This window comes from Paenibacillus sp. NMA1017 (assembly GCF_058895805.1).
Genome location: NZ_JBZXYR010000002.1, coordinates 1 through 18,902 on the forward strand (window position 1 = coordinate 1; position 18,902 = coordinate 18,902).

15 protein-coding genes and 1 riboswitch are annotated in these 18,902 nt (G+C 44.1%); of the genes, 3 read left to right on the forward strand and 12 right to left on the reverse strand.

The window, feature by feature from the left end; all coding sequences use genetic code 11:
* The 10 genes from AC5ELV_RS04945 to pdhA all read right to left on the reverse strand — a co-directional run.
* A partial coding sequence (locus tag AC5ELV_RS04945) for a condensation domain-containing protein (protein WP_493429353.1) occupies positions 1-1,512 on the reverse strand: 1,512 nt, incomplete at its 3' end.
* Between the two features lie 131 nt (positions 1,513-1,643).
* Positions 1,644-1,733: riboswitch (cyclic di-GMP riboswitch) on the reverse strand.
* 398 nt (positions 1,734-2,131) lie between these two features.
* Complete coding sequence (locus tag AC5ELV_RS04950) at positions 2,132-3,142, reverse strand: aldo/keto reductase (protein ID WP_493429354.1); 1,011 nt, start codon at positions 3,140-3,142, stop codon at positions 2,132-2,134.
* Between the two features lie 373 nt (positions 3,143-3,515).
* Complete coding sequence (locus tag AC5ELV_RS04955) at positions 3,516-5,840, reverse strand: type IA DNA topoisomerase (RefSeq protein WP_493429355.1); 2,325 nt, start codon at positions 5,838-5,840, stop codon at positions 3,516-3,518.
* Positions 5,841-6,367: 527 nt separating this feature from the next.
* Positions 6,368-7,855 (reverse strand): glutamate synthase subunit beta, encoded by a 1,488-nt coding sequence (locus tag AC5ELV_RS04960; RefSeq protein WP_493429356.1) that lies wholly within the window; start codon positions 7,853-7,855, stop codon positions 6,368-6,370.
* A 238-nt stretch (positions 7,856-8,093) separates the two neighbouring features.
* A complete protein-coding gene (locus AC5ELV_RS04965) occupies positions 8,094-8,582 on the reverse strand; it encodes a dihydrofolate reductase (protein WP_493429357.1) in 489 nt (162 codons plus the stop codon).
* Between the two features lie 17 nt (positions 8,583-8,599).
* Positions 8,600-9,394 carry a thymidylate synthase gene (gene thyA, locus AC5ELV_RS04970; protein ID WP_493429358.1) on the reverse strand — a complete coding sequence of 265 codons (795 nt, stop codon included), beginning with the start codon at positions 9,392-9,394 and terminating at the stop codon, positions 8,600-8,602.
* Between the two features lie 252 nt (positions 9,395-9,646).
* The gene (gene lpdA, locus AC5ELV_RS04975) at positions 9,647-11,068 is read right to left on the reverse strand and encodes a dihydrolipoyl dehydrogenase (RefSeq protein WP_493429359.1); all 1,422 of its coding nucleotides are present in this window, start codon (positions 11,066-11,068) and stop codon (positions 9,647-9,649) included.
* Between the two features lie 3 nt (positions 11,069-11,071).
* On the reverse strand, positions 11,072-12,685 hold the full coding sequence (locus tag AC5ELV_RS04980) for a 2-oxo acid dehydrogenase subunit E2 (RefSeq protein WP_493429360.1): 1,614 nt from the start codon (positions 12,683-12,685) through the stop codon (positions 11,072-11,074).
* Positions 12,686-12,719: 34 nt separating this feature from the next.
* A complete protein-coding gene (locus tag AC5ELV_RS04985; protein ID WP_025716112.1) occupies positions 12,720-13,700 on the reverse strand; it encodes an alpha-ketoacid dehydrogenase subunit beta in 981 nt (326 codons plus the stop codon).
* 100 nt (positions 13,701-13,800) lie between these two features.
* Complete coding sequence (gene pdhA / locus AC5ELV_RS04990) at positions 13,801-14,868, reverse strand: pyruvate dehydrogenase (acetyl-transferring) E1 component subunit alpha (protein ID WP_013310511.1); 1,068 nt, start codon at positions 14,866-14,868, stop codon at positions 13,801-13,803.
* A 255-nt stretch (positions 14,869-15,123) separates the two neighbouring features.
* Here pdhA and AC5ELV_RS04995 point away from each other — a divergent pair, with 255 nt between their 5' ends.
* Positions 15,124-15,858 carry an alpha/beta hydrolase gene (locus AC5ELV_RS04995; RefSeq protein ID WP_493429361.1) on the forward strand — a complete coding sequence of 245 codons (735 nt, stop codon included), beginning with the start codon at positions 15,124-15,126 and terminating at the stop codon, positions 15,856-15,858.
* 144 nt (positions 15,859-16,002) lie between these two features.
* On the opposite strand, the gene AC5ELV_RS05000 is transcribed toward AC5ELV_RS04995, so the two are convergent.
* Complete coding sequence (locus AC5ELV_RS05000) at positions 16,003-16,467, reverse strand: low molecular weight protein-tyrosine-phosphatase (RefSeq protein ID WP_493429362.1); 465 nt, start codon at positions 16,465-16,467, stop codon at positions 16,003-16,005.
* Between the two features lie 149 nt (positions 16,468-16,616).
* On the opposite strand from AC5ELV_RS05000, the gene AC5ELV_RS05005 reads away from it, so the two are divergent.
* Together AC5ELV_RS05005 and AC5ELV_RS05010 are read left to right on the forward strand one after the other, a co-directional pair.
* Positions 16,617-17,258, forward strand: a complete 642-nt coding sequence (locus tag AC5ELV_RS05005; RefSeq protein ID WP_493429363.1) for a thiamine diphosphokinase — start codon at positions 16,617-16,619, stop codon at positions 17,256-17,258.
* Positions 17,259-17,537: 279 nt separating this feature from the next.
* Positions 17,538-18,035 (forward strand): C40 family peptidase, encoded by a 498-nt coding sequence (locus AC5ELV_RS05010; RefSeq protein ID WP_069011717.1) that lies wholly within the window; start codon positions 17,538-17,540, stop codon positions 18,033-18,035.
* Between the two features lie 66 nt (positions 18,036-18,101).
* Here the strand turns inward: AC5ELV_RS05010 and AC5ELV_RS05015 are convergent, their stop codons facing one another.
* Positions 18,102-18,794 carry a response regulator transcription factor gene (locus AC5ELV_RS05015; RefSeq protein ID WP_493429364.1) on the reverse strand — a complete coding sequence of 231 codons (693 nt, stop codon included), beginning with the start codon at positions 18,792-18,794 and terminating at the stop codon, positions 18,102-18,104.
* Positions 18,795-18,902 lie beyond the last annotated feature (108 nt).

The window sequence follows — 18,902 nt, forward strand, 5'->3', positions numbered from 1 at the left end:
TCGGTTCGCCTGTTCGTTCAGTTCCCGGTAGGTCAGTGTTTGCCCACCCCAGACCAAAGCCGGATGATCTGCTCTTTGCTCCGCTCGTTCCTCCAACAGCCCATGGATCGTTTGTTCCTTCCGATATTCAGCCGCTGTGCGGTTAAAATCATGGAGCTGCACACTGCTCTCTTCCTCAGGTACGATCCCAATTTGCGAAATAAGAGTTTCACTTTGCTCCATGGCTTGTGCGAATAAATATTCAAAATGGCGGATCACGTTCTCGATGGGGATGAATCTTTCAAAAGCCTGTATCTGATAGTCAAAATTTACGGCTACATCCGTTTCTCCTTCTTGTCCCCATATCAGGAGATTGAGTGCATTCCTTTCATGATGATGCGGCATGCTTACAATCCGGGTTGCTGTGCCGATAAAGCTCTCTCTGTTTTCCTGTTCTTCGAAAGAAAGCGATATATCAAATAGTTTCCCTTTCTCATGGACATTCTCGTAAACCGTCCGGTAGATTTCACCGAAAGACATTTTCTGATGCCGATAGCACTGCATAAGCTCACGTTTGATGTTCTTTATCAGCCCTTTAAAGCTTATATCTTCTTCGGGGCTGATCCGCAGCGGCAGCACGTTGGCAAAATGTCCCATAGTCTGCTTATATTTCGCTTTACCCCGGTTAAAAACCGGGACGCCGATTACCATTTCATTCCTGTTGCTAACCCTACTGAAATAAAGAAACATTATGCCTAAAAAGTAATGGAATGATGAGCATCCTTCCTCTTTGCAAAATTCAATCATTCGATTGTATAAGGTCTTGTTTATAGTTAAGGTTCGCCGATCGCTCCAAACAGAATTGCCATCACCATCATCAATGTCCGCTCCTCTGCTCAACAGAGGCTCGGGAATGGTCTGATATTTGTTCTTCCAGAACTCCCTGTCTTTTAAAAAGGCCGGAGAATTCAGATAATCCTGATTATCTGATATAAAATCAGCATAGGAATAGACAGTTCTGTTCATTTCACTAATTCCTTGCGTCAATTTGTTGTAATTGTCAAACATTTGACTGACTAAGAGAGCAAATCCCCATCCATCGATCACCAAATGATGAACTTTAAGAAAAATGAAGTATATATTCGGGGCCTCTTGCAATATATCAAATTGAAAATAATAGTTCTCCGATTGAAAAGGTTTTAAAAATTCCTCCTTCATCCAGTTAATGCAAAAAGAATTTGGATTTTCATTCATCGAAAAATCATATAACGGAACTTCATATTCAACTTCTGGCAGGAATGTTAAATAAGGTTCTCCCTTTTTATTAATAAAACGGGTACTGAGGGAATCATTCTGCCTGATTAATAATTGCATGGAATCCTTAAGGATAGCCAAATCCAGGTTTCCTTTAACCTCAACATATCCACCAATGTTGTAAATAGGTTTTCCAGGGTGCATGCATTGTTCGAACCATATGTCTTTCTGATAGGAGCTTAACGGGTACTCCTTAATAGTGATTATGCTCGTTTCCATAAAAATTCCTCCTGTTCTTAATCATCCATGCCTTTTACTCCATATGCCCAAATGCTTTCCCGCTGCAACTAAAAGAAGTCTGTTCCCATAAAAAAAACACAGAAACAGATAGCAGATTTCGTCCGGTTTCCTTCGGCAACCTGGCAATCATAGCTGTTTAATGCAGCTTTAGACCCATGGCTTTGTGTCCACCACTTTCGAGGTGTTTACGATTAACGGGAATAAATAAGTATATTTTTGCACTTCTTCTCCCTACCATTCGGTAGGTGATAACCTTGTGAACTGAAGGTTTTATTTTTATTTATCTTTTCAATACGTTGTTAGATGCTGATTGGGATACTTCAGTGATCCATCAAATTCCTGTAGTTCGACAACTCAAGTTTATTTTGTTATTCCCCTCATCCACCCCCCGAGATTCCGAGATATCCATCTGCACAACTGATCAGTAACAAGCAAGCTTACTGCGGAGAATATTTCCAGGGCATAGCCGCCACGGAGAAAAGAACGTCCTTACAAGAAACGTCCCGCTTATCTCTAGCAAGGAAGGAGCATGCCCTTGCCGTCCAGCATCGTCAGAAGAAGAGGCGATATCCCTTTTTTTTCACTGTTTTAGCCATGATTACTTCGATCTCAGCACTTGATTGGAAACGTTGCTGATTATCTCAATCTCTCCGGCTGTCAAGGTAAACTGCATCGCCTTCACATTTTCCTCGGCATGATGTACCTTTGAAGCCCCAGGTATCGCAAATACATTCTCTCCGTGGGCGTTAATCAGCCAATTCAGAGCAATCTGCGTTGGCGTCACATTATACTGTTGAGCCATCTGTTCCAGCAACTCAATCAGCGGCTTCGATCTCTGCAGGCCCGAATCCCGGAATGCCGCTGTCCACTTGCGCGGTCCCTTGATAGACTTGACCAGAGAGGGATTTTTATGGAATTTTCCACTTAATATTCCCTGCATTAACGGGGAGTAGGCGATGATCGCCACACCGAGCTCTTTGGCCGTGTCCAGAATTCCGTTCTGCTCGATTCTCCGGTCAAGCAGGCTGTATTTCACCTGATTCGAAACCAGGCGAAGGCCGTGCTCTCGCAGCACACGATCAGCTTCACGTATTTGTTGCGCGGAAAAGTTGCTTACACCCACATATTTAATCTTTTCTTGCTCGACCAGTTTAGCCATCGCATTCATCACGGCACCGACCGAAGCAAAGGAGTAAGGCGAATGCACTTGATAAAGGTGAATCGTCCGTTGATCCAAGTGGCGAATACGTTCATCAATCGTTGCTGTGATACTGCCTGCAGTGCGAAAGGCAGGCCACCATTTCGTAGCGATATTCGCCTGCTCCGCGAGCGATCCTCCGATCTCTTTCAGCGTGCCAGCCAGTAGCTGCTCAGACTGTCCGCCACCGTATGCTTCAGCGGTATCAAACCAATTAATCCCACCTTCCAAACTAGTCCGAACGATTTGCCGTATATCCTCCCGCCGCAGCACCGGCCAGAATTTCCCGACTATCCCTTTTCCGTTGCTAAACTGCCAGCAGCCGAGCCCAAGCGGGGACAGCTTTAAATCTGAATTGCCCAGCTTGCGTAATTGCTGTAAACCTGCTGCAGCTACCGTTTTCTCCTCCATGGTCTTCCACCATCTTCCGTAAAAAAGTTTTCTGGTCAAACGATTGAGTTCTCGTTTTAAAACGCATAACTTTACTTCCTGATTGTTCAATTCGTTAAGTGAAGTTATTTTTGAACGCTACGCATAGAGTTTTCATTATTAACTACCTGGAAAATTTACTTTTGCATAACCCCTATTTCTTTATCGGTTGAAAGCTTACAAATGTTTAATAAAATGTTATATAGACATCTCTAATGGGGATTTTTGGTGTGCTGAATATAAAAAAGGATGACTCCTGATGAATTCAGAAGTCACCTGATGACGGCTAAAAAAATCCTTATTTTATCTATCTTTGAAAACATTGTTTTCTACCTGTATCAGTTTTCCTCCTGTATCAATCTTCCTCACGAACGCTAAGTTGCCCTGTACCTGGTTCATTCAGAACAATTCGCGCCTTGACGGTCGATCCATCTTTACGCTTAAAAGATAGCAACTGCGTCTGTCCCTTTGTCAACAAAGACTTGAGCATCGTTCCCGTAATCTGCTTGCCAGCATATTCCTTCCAGACGACAAAGCCGCAGCCCTGCTTGTAGTGGCTGCACCCATACCCCTTGCGGCCTTCAATAATGCTTCCGCCGCAATTAGAGCGTGGGCAACTACCTAAAGCTTGCCTTTGGCTCACTGAAATGCCTGAGGATCCGTCGGAAGAGCTGCGTGCTGGTGGTGCTGCTTGCTCCAGAGTTGCGCTTCCAGCGCTGCCACCGCGTCCTGATGTAGCACGCCCTACCCCTTTGGCGGCGGTGCGTCCGCTCGCACGCGCACTACGTGCGCCTTCTTTTCCAGCCGCACGCTTCCCCCTTGCTTCCTCACCAAAGGCATTTGCCGGAGCCGGTGGCTGCTGCCTCACCTTGTCAATGATGGACAACGTAAATCTTTTAACGTTCTCCATAAACTTCTCCTGAGCCGCCTCACCCTTGGAAATTTGATGCAGGCGACGTTCCCATTGACCTGTCATCTCCGGGGAGGCTAATAGATCAACCCCGGCATGACGGATCAGGTCAATAGCCATCTTTCCCTTTTCCGTAATAATAATCTTTTTACCCTTCATTTCAATATAGCCAACCTTTTTCAATCGTTCAATTGTGGCGGCCCGCGTCGCAGGTGTGCCTAAACCGGCATCCTTCATGACCTCACGCAATTCCTCATTCTCCATCTGTTTACCCGCGCTTTCCATCGCCTTAAGCAATGTACCCTCCGTGTAGCTTTTAGGGGGCTGAGTCGCCTTTTCTTTCATCTCGGCGCGAACACAATCCACGGGACGTCCCGCATCAATCTCAAACTTCTTGTCCGTCCACTCGTCCGTCTCCTCTTCATCCTCTTTTTTCGGTGATTTGCTCTTTTTACCTTTATCCTGATCAATCTTACTTAAAACTACTTTCCAACCCAAGGAAAGAAGCTCCTTAATATTTGTTTTAAACAGATGCTTGTCCACCTGTGTCATCACGGTATGCATTTTGTATTCAGCAGGCGGAAAAAAATGCGACAAAAACCTGCGAATAACCAGGTCATATACATTTTGCTCTTCCTTGCTTAGTGTTCCTGGCCTTTTTAACGTCGGCAAAATAGCATGGTGATCCTCGACACGAGATGGATTGCAGACCGATTTATTCTGTTTATGAACCAAATTGGGGTTGGCTTGTTGGACCAGATCAGCATAAGGACCTGTCCCCAGCATCCGTAATGCCTTGTGCATGCCGTCTATATTTTGCTCTGTCACATAGTTAGAATTGGTACGCGGATAGGAAATGACCTTGTGACGCTCATAAAGCGCTTGTGCCACATCCAGTGTTTTTTTGGCCGAATAACCGTACTTGGCATTCGCCTCGCGTTGAAGCAGTGTTAAATCGTACAATTTAAAAGGATACTCTTTTGTCTGCTTCGTGTCATATTTGGTGATTTTACCTGTTTTTCCACGAACCGCCGCAGCGATTTCCTCAGCTTCCTCTGACTTCGTCAGCCGATCCCCCTGCCACGCACCTTTGTACTTGATCTGATCTTGCTTAAACTCAGCCCACACGTCATAGAAGGTTTGAGACTGAAATGCCTCAATTTCCTTTTCCCGGTCATGAATCAGTGCCAGCACGGGAGTCTGCACCCGTCCTACCGACAGCAGTGTGTTATGTCGTGTTGTGAACGCTCTGGAAGCATTCATTCCGATCAGCCAGTCCGCTTCACTTCGTGCTCTCGCAGCTTGAGTCAGAAATTCAAACTCCGAAGCATCTCGCAATCGTTCAAAGCCTGTCGCAATACTTTCCGCTGTCAAGTCTGAAATCCACAGTCGCTTAACTGGCTGATGCAACTTTAATTGCTGCTGAATCAACGCAAAAATATATTGCCCTTCCCGTCCAGCATCACAAGCATTTACGATGGCATTGCAGCGTTTTGCCAGTTCACCAATCATTTTCAGCTGATCTTTTGTTTTCGGATTTGGTACAATTTTGAACTGCTCAGGGATAATAGGAAGATCCTTAATATTCCATCGTTTGTACTTAGCATCGTATGCATCCGGCTCAGCCAAACCCAGCAAATGTCCGATCGCCCAGGTTACAATGTATTTCTCCCCTTCCAAATAGGTACGGTTATTTTTAGCCCGCGGCTCCATAACAGCGGCAATCGTCCGTCCCATATCTGGTTTCTCAGCAATAATCAACGTCTTCATTCATACTCCATTCCTTCCTGACGGCCTTCTGTTTCTCCTCCATGAATCATACATATACATGGAATGTTAATGAAAACACAGGTATCCCGGCCTCATGCAAAAGGAGCCTTCTCCCGACGAAAGCTCCTTTGTAAATTCATTTAGTCAAACGCTTCAACAATATACGTGTATTATACCATAGATACCATGGTTCTCTCAGGTACTGATTTTAAACAGTCAATGAAAGTTATGTATATGTTAATTTATATTACATATATATCAGATTTCATCAAATTTTCTTGTGAAATAATTCTTTTTTCTATAAAAAAGCTACACCAAACGCTCTTTTTTATGTTATGATCAATGCAGATAAGAAATATATGGTGAGATGATTAATTTTAAGTTATATTACCTAACATGAATTTCGCAATATTTCACAGTTCAATAATCATTGATTCATTTTTCGCTTTTGGAAGACTCAGCTTGAAATACAATAAAGCCCCATCCGAAGATGGAGCTTTGACTAATCCGTAACATAAAATTTATAATTACACCAAAACGGTAGCGCCCATGAGGTATTTATCAACCTCTCGTGCAGCTTCTCGACCTTCATTAATAGCCCACACGACAAGACTTTGTCCGCGACGCATATCACCTGCAGCAAAAACCTTATCCACATTGGTAACATATTTTCCATAACGTGCTTTAACGTTGGAGCGACGATCCGTCTCCAAACCAATTTGCTCTACAATCGTTTGCTCAGGACCATCAAATCCAATGGCAATAAGAGCAATTTGTGCAGGGAATACGCGCTCCGTACCTGGAATCGGTTGATAGATTTTGCGACCCGTTTCATCAACAATCCGTTGAATTTGAATGGTGTGCAGCTCTTTCAGATTACCGTCCTCATCACCTACAAATTTGGTCGTCATGATGGAGAACTCACGCGGATCTTCTCCAAACAACGCCTTCGCTTCTTCCTGTGCATAATCGAGAGAATACACGTTTGGAAATTGCGGCCAAGGATTGGCAATCGGGTCACGCTCCATAGGCGCTTTGGTGTGAGTGCCAAATTGAGTGACACTCCGACAACCATGACGCAAAGAAGTAGCTACACAGTCCGACCCCGTATCACCACCACCGATTACAATAACGTCCTTACCTTGGGAGGACAAATAGTTGCCATCTTCCAGGTTGGAATCCAAGTAACTTTTGATGGTACCATTCAGATAATCCATTGCATAATGAACACCCTTCAAATCGCTACCTTCAATGTTGAATTCTCTTGGCTTCGTAGAACCACCACATAGGACAACCGCATCATATTCAGCAATCAGCTGATCGGTAGGGATATCTTTGCCAATCTCCGTATTGGTGATGAATTGAATACCTTCAGCCTCCAGCAAATCCACACGCCGCTGGACAACCTTCTTATCCAATTTCATAGATGGTATTCCATACATCAACAATCCACCCACACGATCAGCACGCTCATACACAGTCACGCTGTGCCCTGCTTTGTTAAGCTGAGCCGCTGCTGCCAAACCTGCCGGACCCGAACCAACAATAGCCACTCGTTTGCCTGTACGCTTTTCTGGCGGATTAGGAACGACCCAACCTTCCTCAAAGCCTTTTTCAATAATAGCTTCCTCAATGGTTTTAATTGTAACAGACTGTCCGATCAGGCCGACTGTACACGAACCTTCACATGGCGCAGGACAGACACGACCTGTGAATTCCGGGAAGTTATTCGTTTTGTGCAGCCGCTCTAGCGCTTCCTTCCACAAACCACGATATACGAGATTGTTCCATTCCGGAATGAGATTATGAACCGGGCAGCCTAAAGTTGCTCCCATGATATCCATCCCCGAATGACAATAAGGAGTTCCGCAGTCCATACAACGCGCCCCTTGGGTACGCAGCTCTTCTTCAGACATATGCTTATGGAACTCTTCCCAATCCTTTATACGCTCTGCCGGGTCCCGGTCTGTAGGAAGCTGTCGTGTGTATTCCATAAATCCAGTTGGTGTAGACATGTTACGTTCCCCCATCTCTTCGCTTATGAACCCCGATCATCCATTCAGAATTTAAGTCAAATTCGAATTTGTCTGTTTGTATTATGAAAGGGTCTGTTCTCGTTGAATTTGATTTATTGTATCACAATACAGCGTAAAAGTGATGAAAACTTATGCAAGTTTCTGCATCAACAGCCAAAAGGATTTTTTATATGGTTTATTAATTTTTCAAATGAGGGGAGTCGGATACAGTCTATTCTTATTCCGTTCTCTCGTAAACAACAAAACGATACTCATAGGGATTTTTGTCATCCTTGATACCCGGGGTCTCACTGACTATATTCCAGCCGTTCCAATCCAGTTCAGGGAACGTTGTATCGCCTTCAAAAAACTCCTCAATCCGAGTCACAATCAGCCGATCAGCATGTGGCCAAAACAGTGAATAAATCTCCGCTCCCCCAATGACCATTAGCTCATCCCGCTTGGCTAATTGGAGTCCTTCTTCCAATGAATGAATCACTTCTGCACCTTCCGCCTGATAGCGTTGATCTCGAGTCAAGACGACGTTACGTCGGTTTGGCAGACTTTTTCCTCCAAAGGATTCCCACGTCTTGCGTCCCATGAGTACCGTTTTATTAATCGTCTGCTCTTTGAAAAAGGCCATGTCTCTAGGGAGGCGCCAGGGAAGCTTGTTATCCCGGCCAATCACACCATTTTGTGCCATAGCCCATATCATTGAAATGCCCATTTTTCCACCTCCTCTAATCAGATGGCGACAGGCGCCTTGATCCCTGGATGATACTCGTAATTTTCAAAAGCAAAATCGTCGTAGATATAATCAAAAATCGAATCCGGCTTGCGCAGAATTTTCAACTGAGGCAACGGATAAGGATCACGTTCCAACTGCGTATGCACTTGTTGCATATGATTTGAATAAATATGCACATCGCCGCCTGACCAAATAAATTCGCCGGGCTCCAAACCGCACTGCTGTGCAACCATATGCGTTAGCAATGCATAACTTGCGATGTTGAACGGCAGCCCTAGAAAGGTGTCCACAGAACGCATCGTTAACATACAGGAAAGCTTCCCTCCAGCTACATAGAACTGAAATACAAAATGACATGGCGGCAACTTCATCGATTCGATTTCAGCCACATTCCAAGCACTGACGATATGTCGACGTGAATCCGGATTATTTTTAATAGCCTCAATGACATTCGCAATTTGGTCAATATGTTGCCCATCTGTTGTTTCCCACGAGCGCCATTGTGATCCATATACAGGCCCCAGATTCCCCTGCTCGTCCGCCCATTCATCCCAAATGGTAACTCCGTTCTCCTTGAGATAAGAAATGTTGGTATCTCCTCGCAAAAACCATAACAGCTCATGAATAACGGATTTCAAATGTACTCTTTTGGTGGTCACCAAGGGAAAGCCCTTGGCCAGATCAAAACGGAGTTGTCTTCCGAAAACAGATAGTGTTCCCGTCCCTGTACGATCCTCTTTTTTCACTCCATTCTCTAAAATATCCTCCAGCAATTCCAAATAGTTACGCACGTTATTCCTCTCCTTTGAGCATGATTAAAACCTGGCATCGCCAAATTCTAATCTTTAAAATTCTCTTTCTGCACCAATATCTATAGTTAGTTTATCATGTACGGTGCTTCGTTGGCCATGTACTGTGTGAATTTTCATGGTAGTCCTGAAAATCCTAAAGTTTGAAAAAAAAGAGACAAAGAGCGCAAATATAGCGCTCCTTGCCTCTCTTTGTCATGTATGAAAACCAAAAACGAGATAATGAAAATGGTATTAGCGACGTGGTGCCAGTGCATGGATTGGATGACCCAGCACGACTTCCGCTGCTTCCATAACGATTTCGCCCAATGTAGGGTGAGCATGAATAGTCAAGGAGATATCTTCGAGTGTAGCACCCATTTCAATCGCCAGACCCAGCTCAGCAATAAGGTTGGAAGCTTCCAGACCTACGATTTGCGTACCCAGTACCAGACCTGTATCAGCGTCAGCTACGATTTTTACAAAGCCATCAGCAGCGTTCAGGGAAACGGCACGACCGTTTGCTCCATAAGAGAACTTGCCAACTTTGACATTGTAGCCTTTTTCTTTGGCTTGTGTTTCTGTGTAGCCTACGCTAGAGCATTCTGGATCTGTGAAAACAACAGCTGGCATACATTTGTAATCTACTACAGACGGCTCGCCTGCAATTGCTTCAGCAGCCACTTTACCTTCGTAAGAAGCTTTGTGTGCCAGAGCAAGACCAGCTACGATATCGCCGATTGCAAAGATATGAGGAATGCTAGTACGTCCTTGGTGGTCAACTTTCACCATTCCGCGCTCATCCAGTTCTACACCGATCAGATCCAGACCCAGCTCACCGTCTGTGTTTGGACGACGTCCAACAGTAACAAGCAGATATTCAGCAGTTACTTCTTTGCTTTCGCCGTTAACGGAGAATTTCACCGTTACGTCTTTATCTGTTTGCTCTGCACTTTCCGCTTTAGCGCCAGTGAAGATTTCGATGCCAGTTTTCTTCATGCTTTTCGCAACGATCGAAGTCATATCCTTGTCGAAACCAGGAAGCACTGTATCCATACCTTCAATGATCGTTACTTTGGAACCGAATTTGGAGTACATTTGTCCAAGCTCTGCACCAATGTATCCACCACCGATTACGATCAGGCTTTTCGGAATTTCAGGCAGGTTCAATGCTTCTGTAGAAGACAGAATGCGTCCGCCAAACGGGAATGGTTTCAGTTCGATTGGACGGGAACCTGTTGCGATAATTGCATTTTTAAAACGGTAACGTGGTGATTCATGTTCGTTGAATACACGCGCTTCGTTTTCGTTGATGAACATGCACTCACCATTGAAAACTTCAACTTTGTTGCCTTTGAGCAAGCCGCTTACGCCGCCTGTCATTTTCTTAACAACGCCGTTTTTGAATTCTTGTGTTTTAGCGAAGTCCACTTTTACATTTTCAGCCGTAATACCGAAAGACTCGCCATGTTTAGCTGCTTCGTATTGATGAGCTGCAGAGATCAAAGCTTTGGATGGAATACATCCACGGTTCAGACAGACACCGCCCAGCTCAGATTTGTCAACGATCAATACGCTTTGTCCCAATTGTGCGGCACGGATGGCAGCTACATAGCCGCCAGGACCCGCACCGATAACCAATGTGTCAATATCCAGAGAAGCGTCTCCTACTACCATTGATTACACCTCCATAACAAGCAACTCAGGGTTAGCGAGCAGCTGTTTGATATAGTTCATGAAGTTTTGAGCAGTTGCACCGTCAATAATACGGTGGTCAAAGCTCAAGGAAAGAGCCATTACTGGAGCGGCTACAATTTCACCGTTTTTCACGACTGCTTTTTCACTGATGCGGCCAGTACCCAAAATCGCAACTTCAGGGAAGTTAATGATTGGAGTAAAGAACATACCGCCTGCAGAACCGATATTAGTGATGGAAATTGTGCTTCCTCTCATTTCGTTCGCAGCCAATTTTCCATCACGACCGCGCACAGCCAGATCACGAATGGAATCAGCAATCATCCAGATACTCTTACGATCAGCATCTTTGATAACAGGAACGATCAAGCCGTTGTCTGTATCTGTAGCGATACCGATGTTGTAGTATTTTTTGTAGACAATTTCGTTCGCTTCTTCGTCGATGCTGGCATTCAGAGCCGGGAATTGACGGGAAGCAGCAACCAAAGCTTTTACGATGAATGGCAGGTATGTTACTTTTGTGCCCTTCTTCTCAGCAATTGGTTTGATACGAGTACGGAAAGCAACCAGCTCAGTCACATCTACTTCATCCATAATCGTAACGTGCGGAGCCGTATAAGCCGATTTAACCATAGCATTGGAAATAGCCTTGCGGATACCTTTAAATGGTACGCGCTCTTCCTCAGCACGCGCATCTACTGCTGGTGCGGATGATGCTGCAGCTTTCGCTTCTTTCTTAGCAGGCTCTTGTGCTTTTGCAGCCTCTTTCGCTACTGGTGCAGCCGCTTGACCTCCACCATTTTTGAAAGCTTCTACATCTTCTTTGGTAATTTTACCGTTTTTGCCGGAGCCACTCACTTGAGCGATGTTTACACCTTGCTCACGAGCAAATTTGCGGACGCTAGGTGTAGCCAGTACGTCTTTGTTAGAAGCAGCAGGAGTTGCAGCTGGTTTCGTGTTTGCTCCGCCTTTTGCAGCATCCTCTTCTTGTTTAGCAGCAGCTGGTGCTTCTTCTTGTTCAGGAAGCTCACCCTCTGCAGCGATTACAGCCACAACTTGACCTACATTAAAGATGTCGCCGTCTTTGGCAAATACTTCTTGTACTGTACCATTAACCGGACAAGGAACTTCAACTACAGCCTTATCGTTTTGTACTTCCATGATGATATCTTCATCTGTTACTTTGTCGCCGGGCTTGATGTGCATCTTGATGATTTCGCCTTCGTGAAGACCTTCACCCAGCTCTGGGAATTTATATTCAAATCTAGCTACACCTGCAGCTCCGCCTTGTGCAGCAGCACTTGGCTCAGGGCTAGCAGCTGGTGCTTCCGGTGCATCTTCTTGTTCAGGAAGTTCACCTTCTGCATCAATTACAGCTACGACTTGACCTACGTTAAAGATGTCGCCGTCTTTGGCAAATACTTCTTGTACTGTACCACTAACCGGACAAGGAACTTCAACTACAGCCTTATCGTTCTGCACTTCCATGATGATATCTTCGTCAGTTACTTTGTCGCCGGGCTTGATGTGCATCTTGATGATTTCGCCTTCGTGAAGACCTTCACCTAGCTCCGGGAATTTATATTCAAATTTAGCCACGTTTAAAACCTCCCAAATTTACGGTGTGCTTTAATTAAAATTCCAATACTTTATTAACCGCATCAATGATACGTGTTGGCGTTGGCAACCAAGTATCTTCAATTTGAGCAAAAGGATAAACGGTATCCGGACCTGCTACCCGCAGAACGGGTGCTTCCAGATGCAGGATTGCTTTTTCGTTAATTTGTGCAATAACTTCAGCAGCTACACCGGAGCTCTTTTGCGCTTCTTGAACAACGATCGCACGATTGGTTTTTTGAATAGAAGCAACAATGGTATCAATGTCAATCGGGCTAATGGTGCGCAAATCAATGATTTCTACTTTGATACCTTTTGTTTTTTCCAGCTCATCAGCAGCTTTAATCGAAGTGTGTACCATCATACCGTAAGTAATGATCGTCACATCGGAACCTTCACGAACTACATTAGCTTTGCCAAGTTCAACTGTGTAATCATTCTCAGGAACTTCAGCGCGGAATGCATGATATAGGTTCAAATGCTCCATGAAAAATACTGGATCGTTGTCGCGAATAGACGCAATCATAAGACCTTTTGCATCGTAAGGGTTGGAAGGAACAACAACCTTGATACCAGGTGTTTGAGCCAGAAGACCTTCCAAGGAATCTGTATGCAGCTCGGCTGCCTTAACACCGCCACCAAAAGGTGTACGGAATACGATTGGAGAATTGTAACGTCCACCGGAACGGTAACGCATACGGGATGCTTGAATTGCCATTTGATCGAGTGCTTCAAAGATAAAGCCTACGAACTGGATTTCAGCTACAGGGCGGAAGCCTTGAATACCCAGACCCACAGCAAGACCCCCGATTGCGGATTCCGCCAGCGGAGTATCGAATACACGTTCTTCGCCAAATTCTTTTTGCAGACCTTCTGTAGCGCGGAATACGCCACCTACATGACCTACGTCTTCACCGAAAAGCAGGACGTTAGGGTCGCGTTTCAACTCTACGCGCAGTGCGTCACGAATCGCTTCTTTCATGTTCATTTGTGCCATTTGCTTCATTTCCTCCTTAAACATTGACAGATCAATTTCAGTTCAGGTCAATCGAAAAGCAGACCGGATCGGGTTACCGCCCGGTCTCTTTCAAGTCCAATTATTTAAAATCAGCTTTTTGTTCTTCCAAGTGCTTAGGCGTTGTTTCGAACATGCTATCAATCAGGCCAGGAATTGTCATTTTTTCTGTTTTCTCGGCTTTTTTGATCTCTTCGTTCACTTTTGCCTTAGCTTCTTCTTTTACGCGAGCTGTATCTTCTTCAGTCCAAAGACCTTTTTTCTCAAGGTATTTCGCAAAGCGGGCAATTGGATCTTTCGCATTCCATTCGCCTTCTTCTTCTTTAGAACGATATTTTGTTGCATCATCAGAAAGGGAATGTGGGCGGAAACGGTATGTTACGGCTTCAATCAATGTAGCACCTTCACCATTACGTCCACGCTCTGCAGCTTCTTGAACGGCTTTAATAACTGCAAGCACGTCCATGCCGTCAATTTTCACGCCTTTAATACCAGCAGCTACTGCTTTATGAGCGATCGAAAGAGCAGCCGTTTGTTTTGAGAATGGAGTCGTGATCGCGTAACCATTGTTTTGCACAAAGAAAATAACTGGCAACTTGTATACACCAGCATAGTTCAGGCCTTCGTAGAAATCACCTTCGGAAGAACCGCCGTCACCTGTATATGTAATGGCGACTTGTTTTTGTTTTTTCAGCTTGTAACCCATAGCAATACCCATAGCATGCAAAATTTGCGCGCCAATGATGATTTGCGGCATCAGTACATTAACACCGTCCGGCACTTGGCCGCCGTGTTGATGACCACGGGAATACAAGAAAGCTTGGTATAATGGCAGGCCATGCCAAACGATTTGCGGAATATCGCGGTAGCCTGGTGCAATAAAGTCTTCTTTTTGGAGCGCATATTCGCTACCAATCATGGTTGCTTCTTGTCCGGATACCGGAGCGTAGAAACCGAGACGTCCTTGACGGCCTAAGTTAACGGCACGGTCATCCCAAGTACGTGTAAATACCATTCGATACATAATTTCTTTCAATTGATCATCTGTAAGTTTAGGCAACATATCTTTATTGATAATTTCACCATCCGGAGAAAGTACGGACAGCGCCTCAACTTCCTCTGTGTAAACTTCATAAGGAACCTTGCTCATTTTCTTCACCTCAACAAAAAAATTTGAATATCAAGTTCCGCTGTTATAGGATTATTATACACCTGTTATATCGCTCGCGTCAAAGATTTAGTTATTTTTTTTGAGTTTGTCACATTTTTGTGTGTGTAACAGGGCATGTTTTTTACTATAACAGCTTAGTACATGATTGAAATTTTAAACATCTATTGCAATCAGGGTAATCTTAACTTATTGTGATCCCGAATGCAAAATAATACCCAAGAAAGGTGACGAAAAATGACGGATTCTCGGTATTTAAAACGAACCATCCTTAAAGACGAAGTAGACAGCCGCTTTCTTGGCGAGACCAGAACTCTCCGGATTTATTTGCCGCCCGGCTATAATGAAATATTGAGCTACCCGGTCGTATACTGTCAGGACGGAGAAGAATTTTTCAATTTTGGCCGCATTGCAACTCACGCCAACCGCCTCATTTTAGATGAGGGCGTCGAACCCTTCATTATTGTAGGGGTGGAAGTGAATACCAAAATCAGAACGCAGGAGTATGCTCCCTTTGGCAATCGTTTTGAGGCGTATACCGCCTGTTTTGCAGAAGAGATTATTCCCTATGTAGAGCAAAAGTATCCTATAAGAAAAGATGCAGCGTCCCGCATTTTGGCGGGAGATTCACTGGGAGGCAGTGTGTCTCTGCATTTGGCTTTGATGTATCCTCAGCTGTTCAACCGCATTATCAGCCTCTCAGGTGCTTACTATGAAGCTTCGCAGGAAATCATTGCCCGTGAGAAAGATCTGTCTCATTTGCGGGTGTGGATGACGGTTGGCCTTCAGGAAGATGCATTTGAGAGTGATACTGGCATTTACAACTTTGTAGAGCTTAACCGTCAATGCGCAGATTTGCTGCGCGAACGGAACGCTGAAATTTCTTACCGTGAAAAGGATGGCAAACATTTGTGGGGCTTTTGGCAAAACGAGTTGCCTGACGCGCTAATGTATTTTTTGGATCGCGCCTGAGTAAATATTCTTCCAGGTAACTAAGGGGAATGAGAGCATTGACCTAATAGGTCATAAAGCTCCTTCCTCTTTTTCATAACTTGGTTACGCTTTCAAAAGTGTATAACGAAAAACGGCAATGATTGCCGTCATCTGTCGTTCACATTATAGCTTTTCTTCTATGATCTTGTCCAGCAAGGCGTCGCACCCTGCATCCATTAATCGATAGGTCTCTTCAAAATTCCCTGTAAAATATGGGTCGGGTACTTCTCTTAATTTTTCTTGAGGGAGCAAATCCATAAATTTTAGAATATCAGCCTCCACTCCACCTGCAATCTTACGCATGTTTCGTTCATTGGAGTCATCCATGCACACAATATAATCAAACGCGTCAAAATCGCGGCCCGTTATTTGCCTCGCCTGTATGCCTTGTTCGCTGATTCCATGCAGTTTAAGTTGCTTTAGTGTTCCCTCATGCGGGGGATTTCCGATGTGCCAGTCGCCTGTCCCGGCCGAGTCCACCCTGATTTCTGCACCCAATCCCCGTTCCTGCGCTTTATGTCTCAGTATCGCCTCCCCCATCGGAGAGCGGCAAATATTGCCCAAACATACAAACAAAACGTTAATCATTTCGTTCTCCTTCCTATTACACGTTACACTTCCTTTTTTTCTGTTTCATTGTAGCCGTGTCCTCCAAAATTGTGCAAGCCATATTTAACGCGGTATACTTAAAAACGATGGTATATATAGGATCGTATCAGAAAGAAGGGATGTTGATTATGACAAAAAAACGAGCGATTGTATTTTCAGGCGGTCGTCTTAATGAAGAAGATTTACATCAAATACAACCCGATGATTTTATTATAGGTGCAGATAAAGGTGCTCTTTTCCTGATCGAGCACGGTATTACACCACATATCTCTGTAGGAGATTTTGATTCGATCACACCAGAGGAAAAAGAAAAGGTAGAATCAGCAAGCCAACGTATGATTGCGTGCGATCCAGTACTTAAAGACTTAACAGATACTGAGCTTGCTTTAGAAATCGCTATGGACGAACAGGCAGATCATGTACTGATGCTTGGTGTGACTGGCACCCGGATGGACCACACATTGGCTAATGTTCAAATATTGATACGCGCAATGCAGCATCATATTAGCTGCGCTATTATGGACGCACATAATTATATTGAGCTCACCGGATCAACGCTTGAGATCCAGCCTATGGGCTATACATATACATCGCTGCTTCCTATGACCGCCGAAGTAACAGGCATACAACTGGAAGGATTTATGTATCCGCTCCATAATGCCACCCTCAAAATGGGACAATCGCGTGCTGTCAGTAATAAGCTAACGGCTTCAAAAGGTACGATTTCTATTAAAAGCGGTCTACTACTCGTTATTCAAAGCAAGGATTAATTATGACATTGTTGTAACTATTGTATAGATTGTTTTTCACTCAAAACCCTTGATTAACAAGGGTTTTTCCGTTTGTAGAGATCTATGAACCGATATATTTTTAACAAATTGTAATTTTTAATCGTTTTTTAATAATCACTGTGTAAGTCTTGTCCCTCAAGCATTTGAGCGTTCTTTTCCAACTATTAGGTGGCTTCAAAACTGTTATACTCAACGCTGTCAGTTAGTTAGCAACTCAGCAAAATATTGCACAAATCAATTTCTGGAGGTACTTACAACATGAATATGCAGAAAATCATAAAAAAGGTAATTATAGCAGGGGTCGCAGCCACGATCGGCTTTGGTACTTTTGCAATTGAGGGAACAAACACGGCACAAGCTGCCACTACTACTTCAGTAGGCCAAAAAGTAATTAACTACGGCGAAAAATATATGGGTACTCCTTATAAGTTTGGAGCTTCCACAAGCACGACGCGCAATTTTGACTGTTCTTCTTTCATGAAGCATATATTCAAGAAATACGGAGTGAATTTGCCACGCACTTCTGTTCAACAGTCCAAAGTAGGACATGCCGTATCCAAGTCTAATTTGAAAAAAGGTGACTTAGTGTTCTTTTCAAGCGGTAGTCGTGCTACAGGACGCAACATTACCCACGTAGCAGTCTATATGGGCGGGGGTAAAATTTTACACACTTACGGCGGACCTGGCGTGACCATCTCCGATTTGAACTCTGGCAACTGGAAAAGAACATACATTAAAGCACGCCGCGTGCTGTAGTTTGAAACTCATTTTGAAATATGTGAGCCGGGACGAAAAGTCCCGGCTTTTTTTATATGCCTTATGCTATTCTGATACGGTTGGTGTTCTGAGTGAATAGCCAATACCTCGTTCCGTACGGATCATTTTAAACTTATACCCCTTATCTACTTTAACCCTCAAATGTCTGATATAGACGTCTACAACGTTCGTATCAACGATATAATCATGTTTCCAAACATCCTTCAGAATTTGCTGTCTGCTACAAACTTGGTTAAGATGTATCGCCAGATGAAGCAAAAGATCGAATTCTTTCGGAGTTAATTCCAGCTTTTGTCCCGCTCTGCTCACCATTCTGCTTGCATTGTCTATATGTATATCACCTGCCTCGATCGCCCTTTTCACATCACGTTCAATACCAAAAATCCGCAATAAATTAGCCACTCTAGCCTGAAAAACTCTAGGATAAAAGGGCAGAACGATTACATCATGTGCTCCTTGTTCAAAACAGGAAACAATATGGTCTTCCTCATCTGATGAAGTCATTGCTAATAGCGGGACATGAGGATGGTATTGTTGCAATGTGCGAAGCAAGCCTTGCGAAACCGTCTGTTCATCTTCTATATTGAGCAGTAGCAAATCTACAGGATTATGGGCTACATAAGAGCTTGCATCCGTCGTATTGCTAACATGTACCACCTGATAACCTGTCTGCTCCAATGGCCGAACAATTACGGGAGACGCTTCATTTACATCTACAAGTAAAATTAACGGGCTCATCTTTTCACCCACCTGGTTTGGACATAGCATTACATATTGGATACGAACAAGTTTGTGTTATAAGCCATTAAAGCATATTAATATTATTGTAACAAAAAAAGCAGAAAA

Bases quoted from the DNA above. Each gene is read 5' to 3' on its own strand.
- AC5ELV_RS05000 (WP_493429362.1), bottom strand. From the start codon at position 16,467: ATGATTAACGTTTTGTTTGTATGTTTGGGCAATATTTGCCGCTCTCCG.
- AC5ELV_RS04965 (WP_493429357.1), bottom strand. From the start codon at position 8,582: ATGGGCATTTCAATGATATGGGCTATGGCACAAAATGGTGTGATTGGC.
- AC5ELV_RS05010 (WP_069011717.1), top strand. From the start codon at position 17,538: ATGAATATGCAGAAAATCATAAAAAAGGTAATTATAGCAGGGGTCGCA.
- AC5ELV_RS05015 (WP_493429364.1), bottom strand. From the start codon at position 18,794: ATGAGCCCGTTAATTTTACTTGTAGATGTAAATGAAGCGTCTCCCGTA.
- lpdA (WP_493429359.1), bottom strand. From the start codon at position 11,068: ATGGTAGTAGGAGACGCTTCTCTGGATATTGACACATTGGTTATCGGT.
- pdhA (WP_013310511.1), bottom strand. From the start codon at position 14,868: ATGAGCAAGGTTCCTTATGAAGTTTACACAGAGGAAGTTGAGGCGCTG.
- AC5ELV_RS04950 (WP_493429354.1), bottom strand. From the start codon at position 3,142: ATGGAGGAGAAAACGGTAGCTGCAGCAGGTTTACAGCAATTACGCAAG.
- AC5ELV_RS04985 (WP_025716112.1), bottom strand. From the start codon at position 13,700: ATGGCACAAATGAACATGAAAGAAGCGATTCGTGACGCACTGCGCGTA.
- AC5ELV_RS04995 (WP_493429361.1), top strand. From the start codon at position 15,124: ATGACGGATTCTCGGTATTTAAAACGAACCATCCTTAAAGACGAAGTA.
- AC5ELV_RS04960 (WP_493429356.1), bottom strand. From the start codon at position 7,855: ATGTCTACACCAACTGGATTTATGGAATACACACGACAGCTTCCTACA.
- AC5ELV_RS04955 (WP_493429355.1), bottom strand. From the start codon at position 5,840: ATGAAGACGTTGATTATTGCTGAGAAACCAGATATGGGACGGACGATT.
- AC5ELV_RS05005 (WP_493429363.1), top strand. From the start codon at position 16,617: ATGACAAAAAAACGAGCGATTGTATTTTCAGGCGGTCGTCTTAATGAA.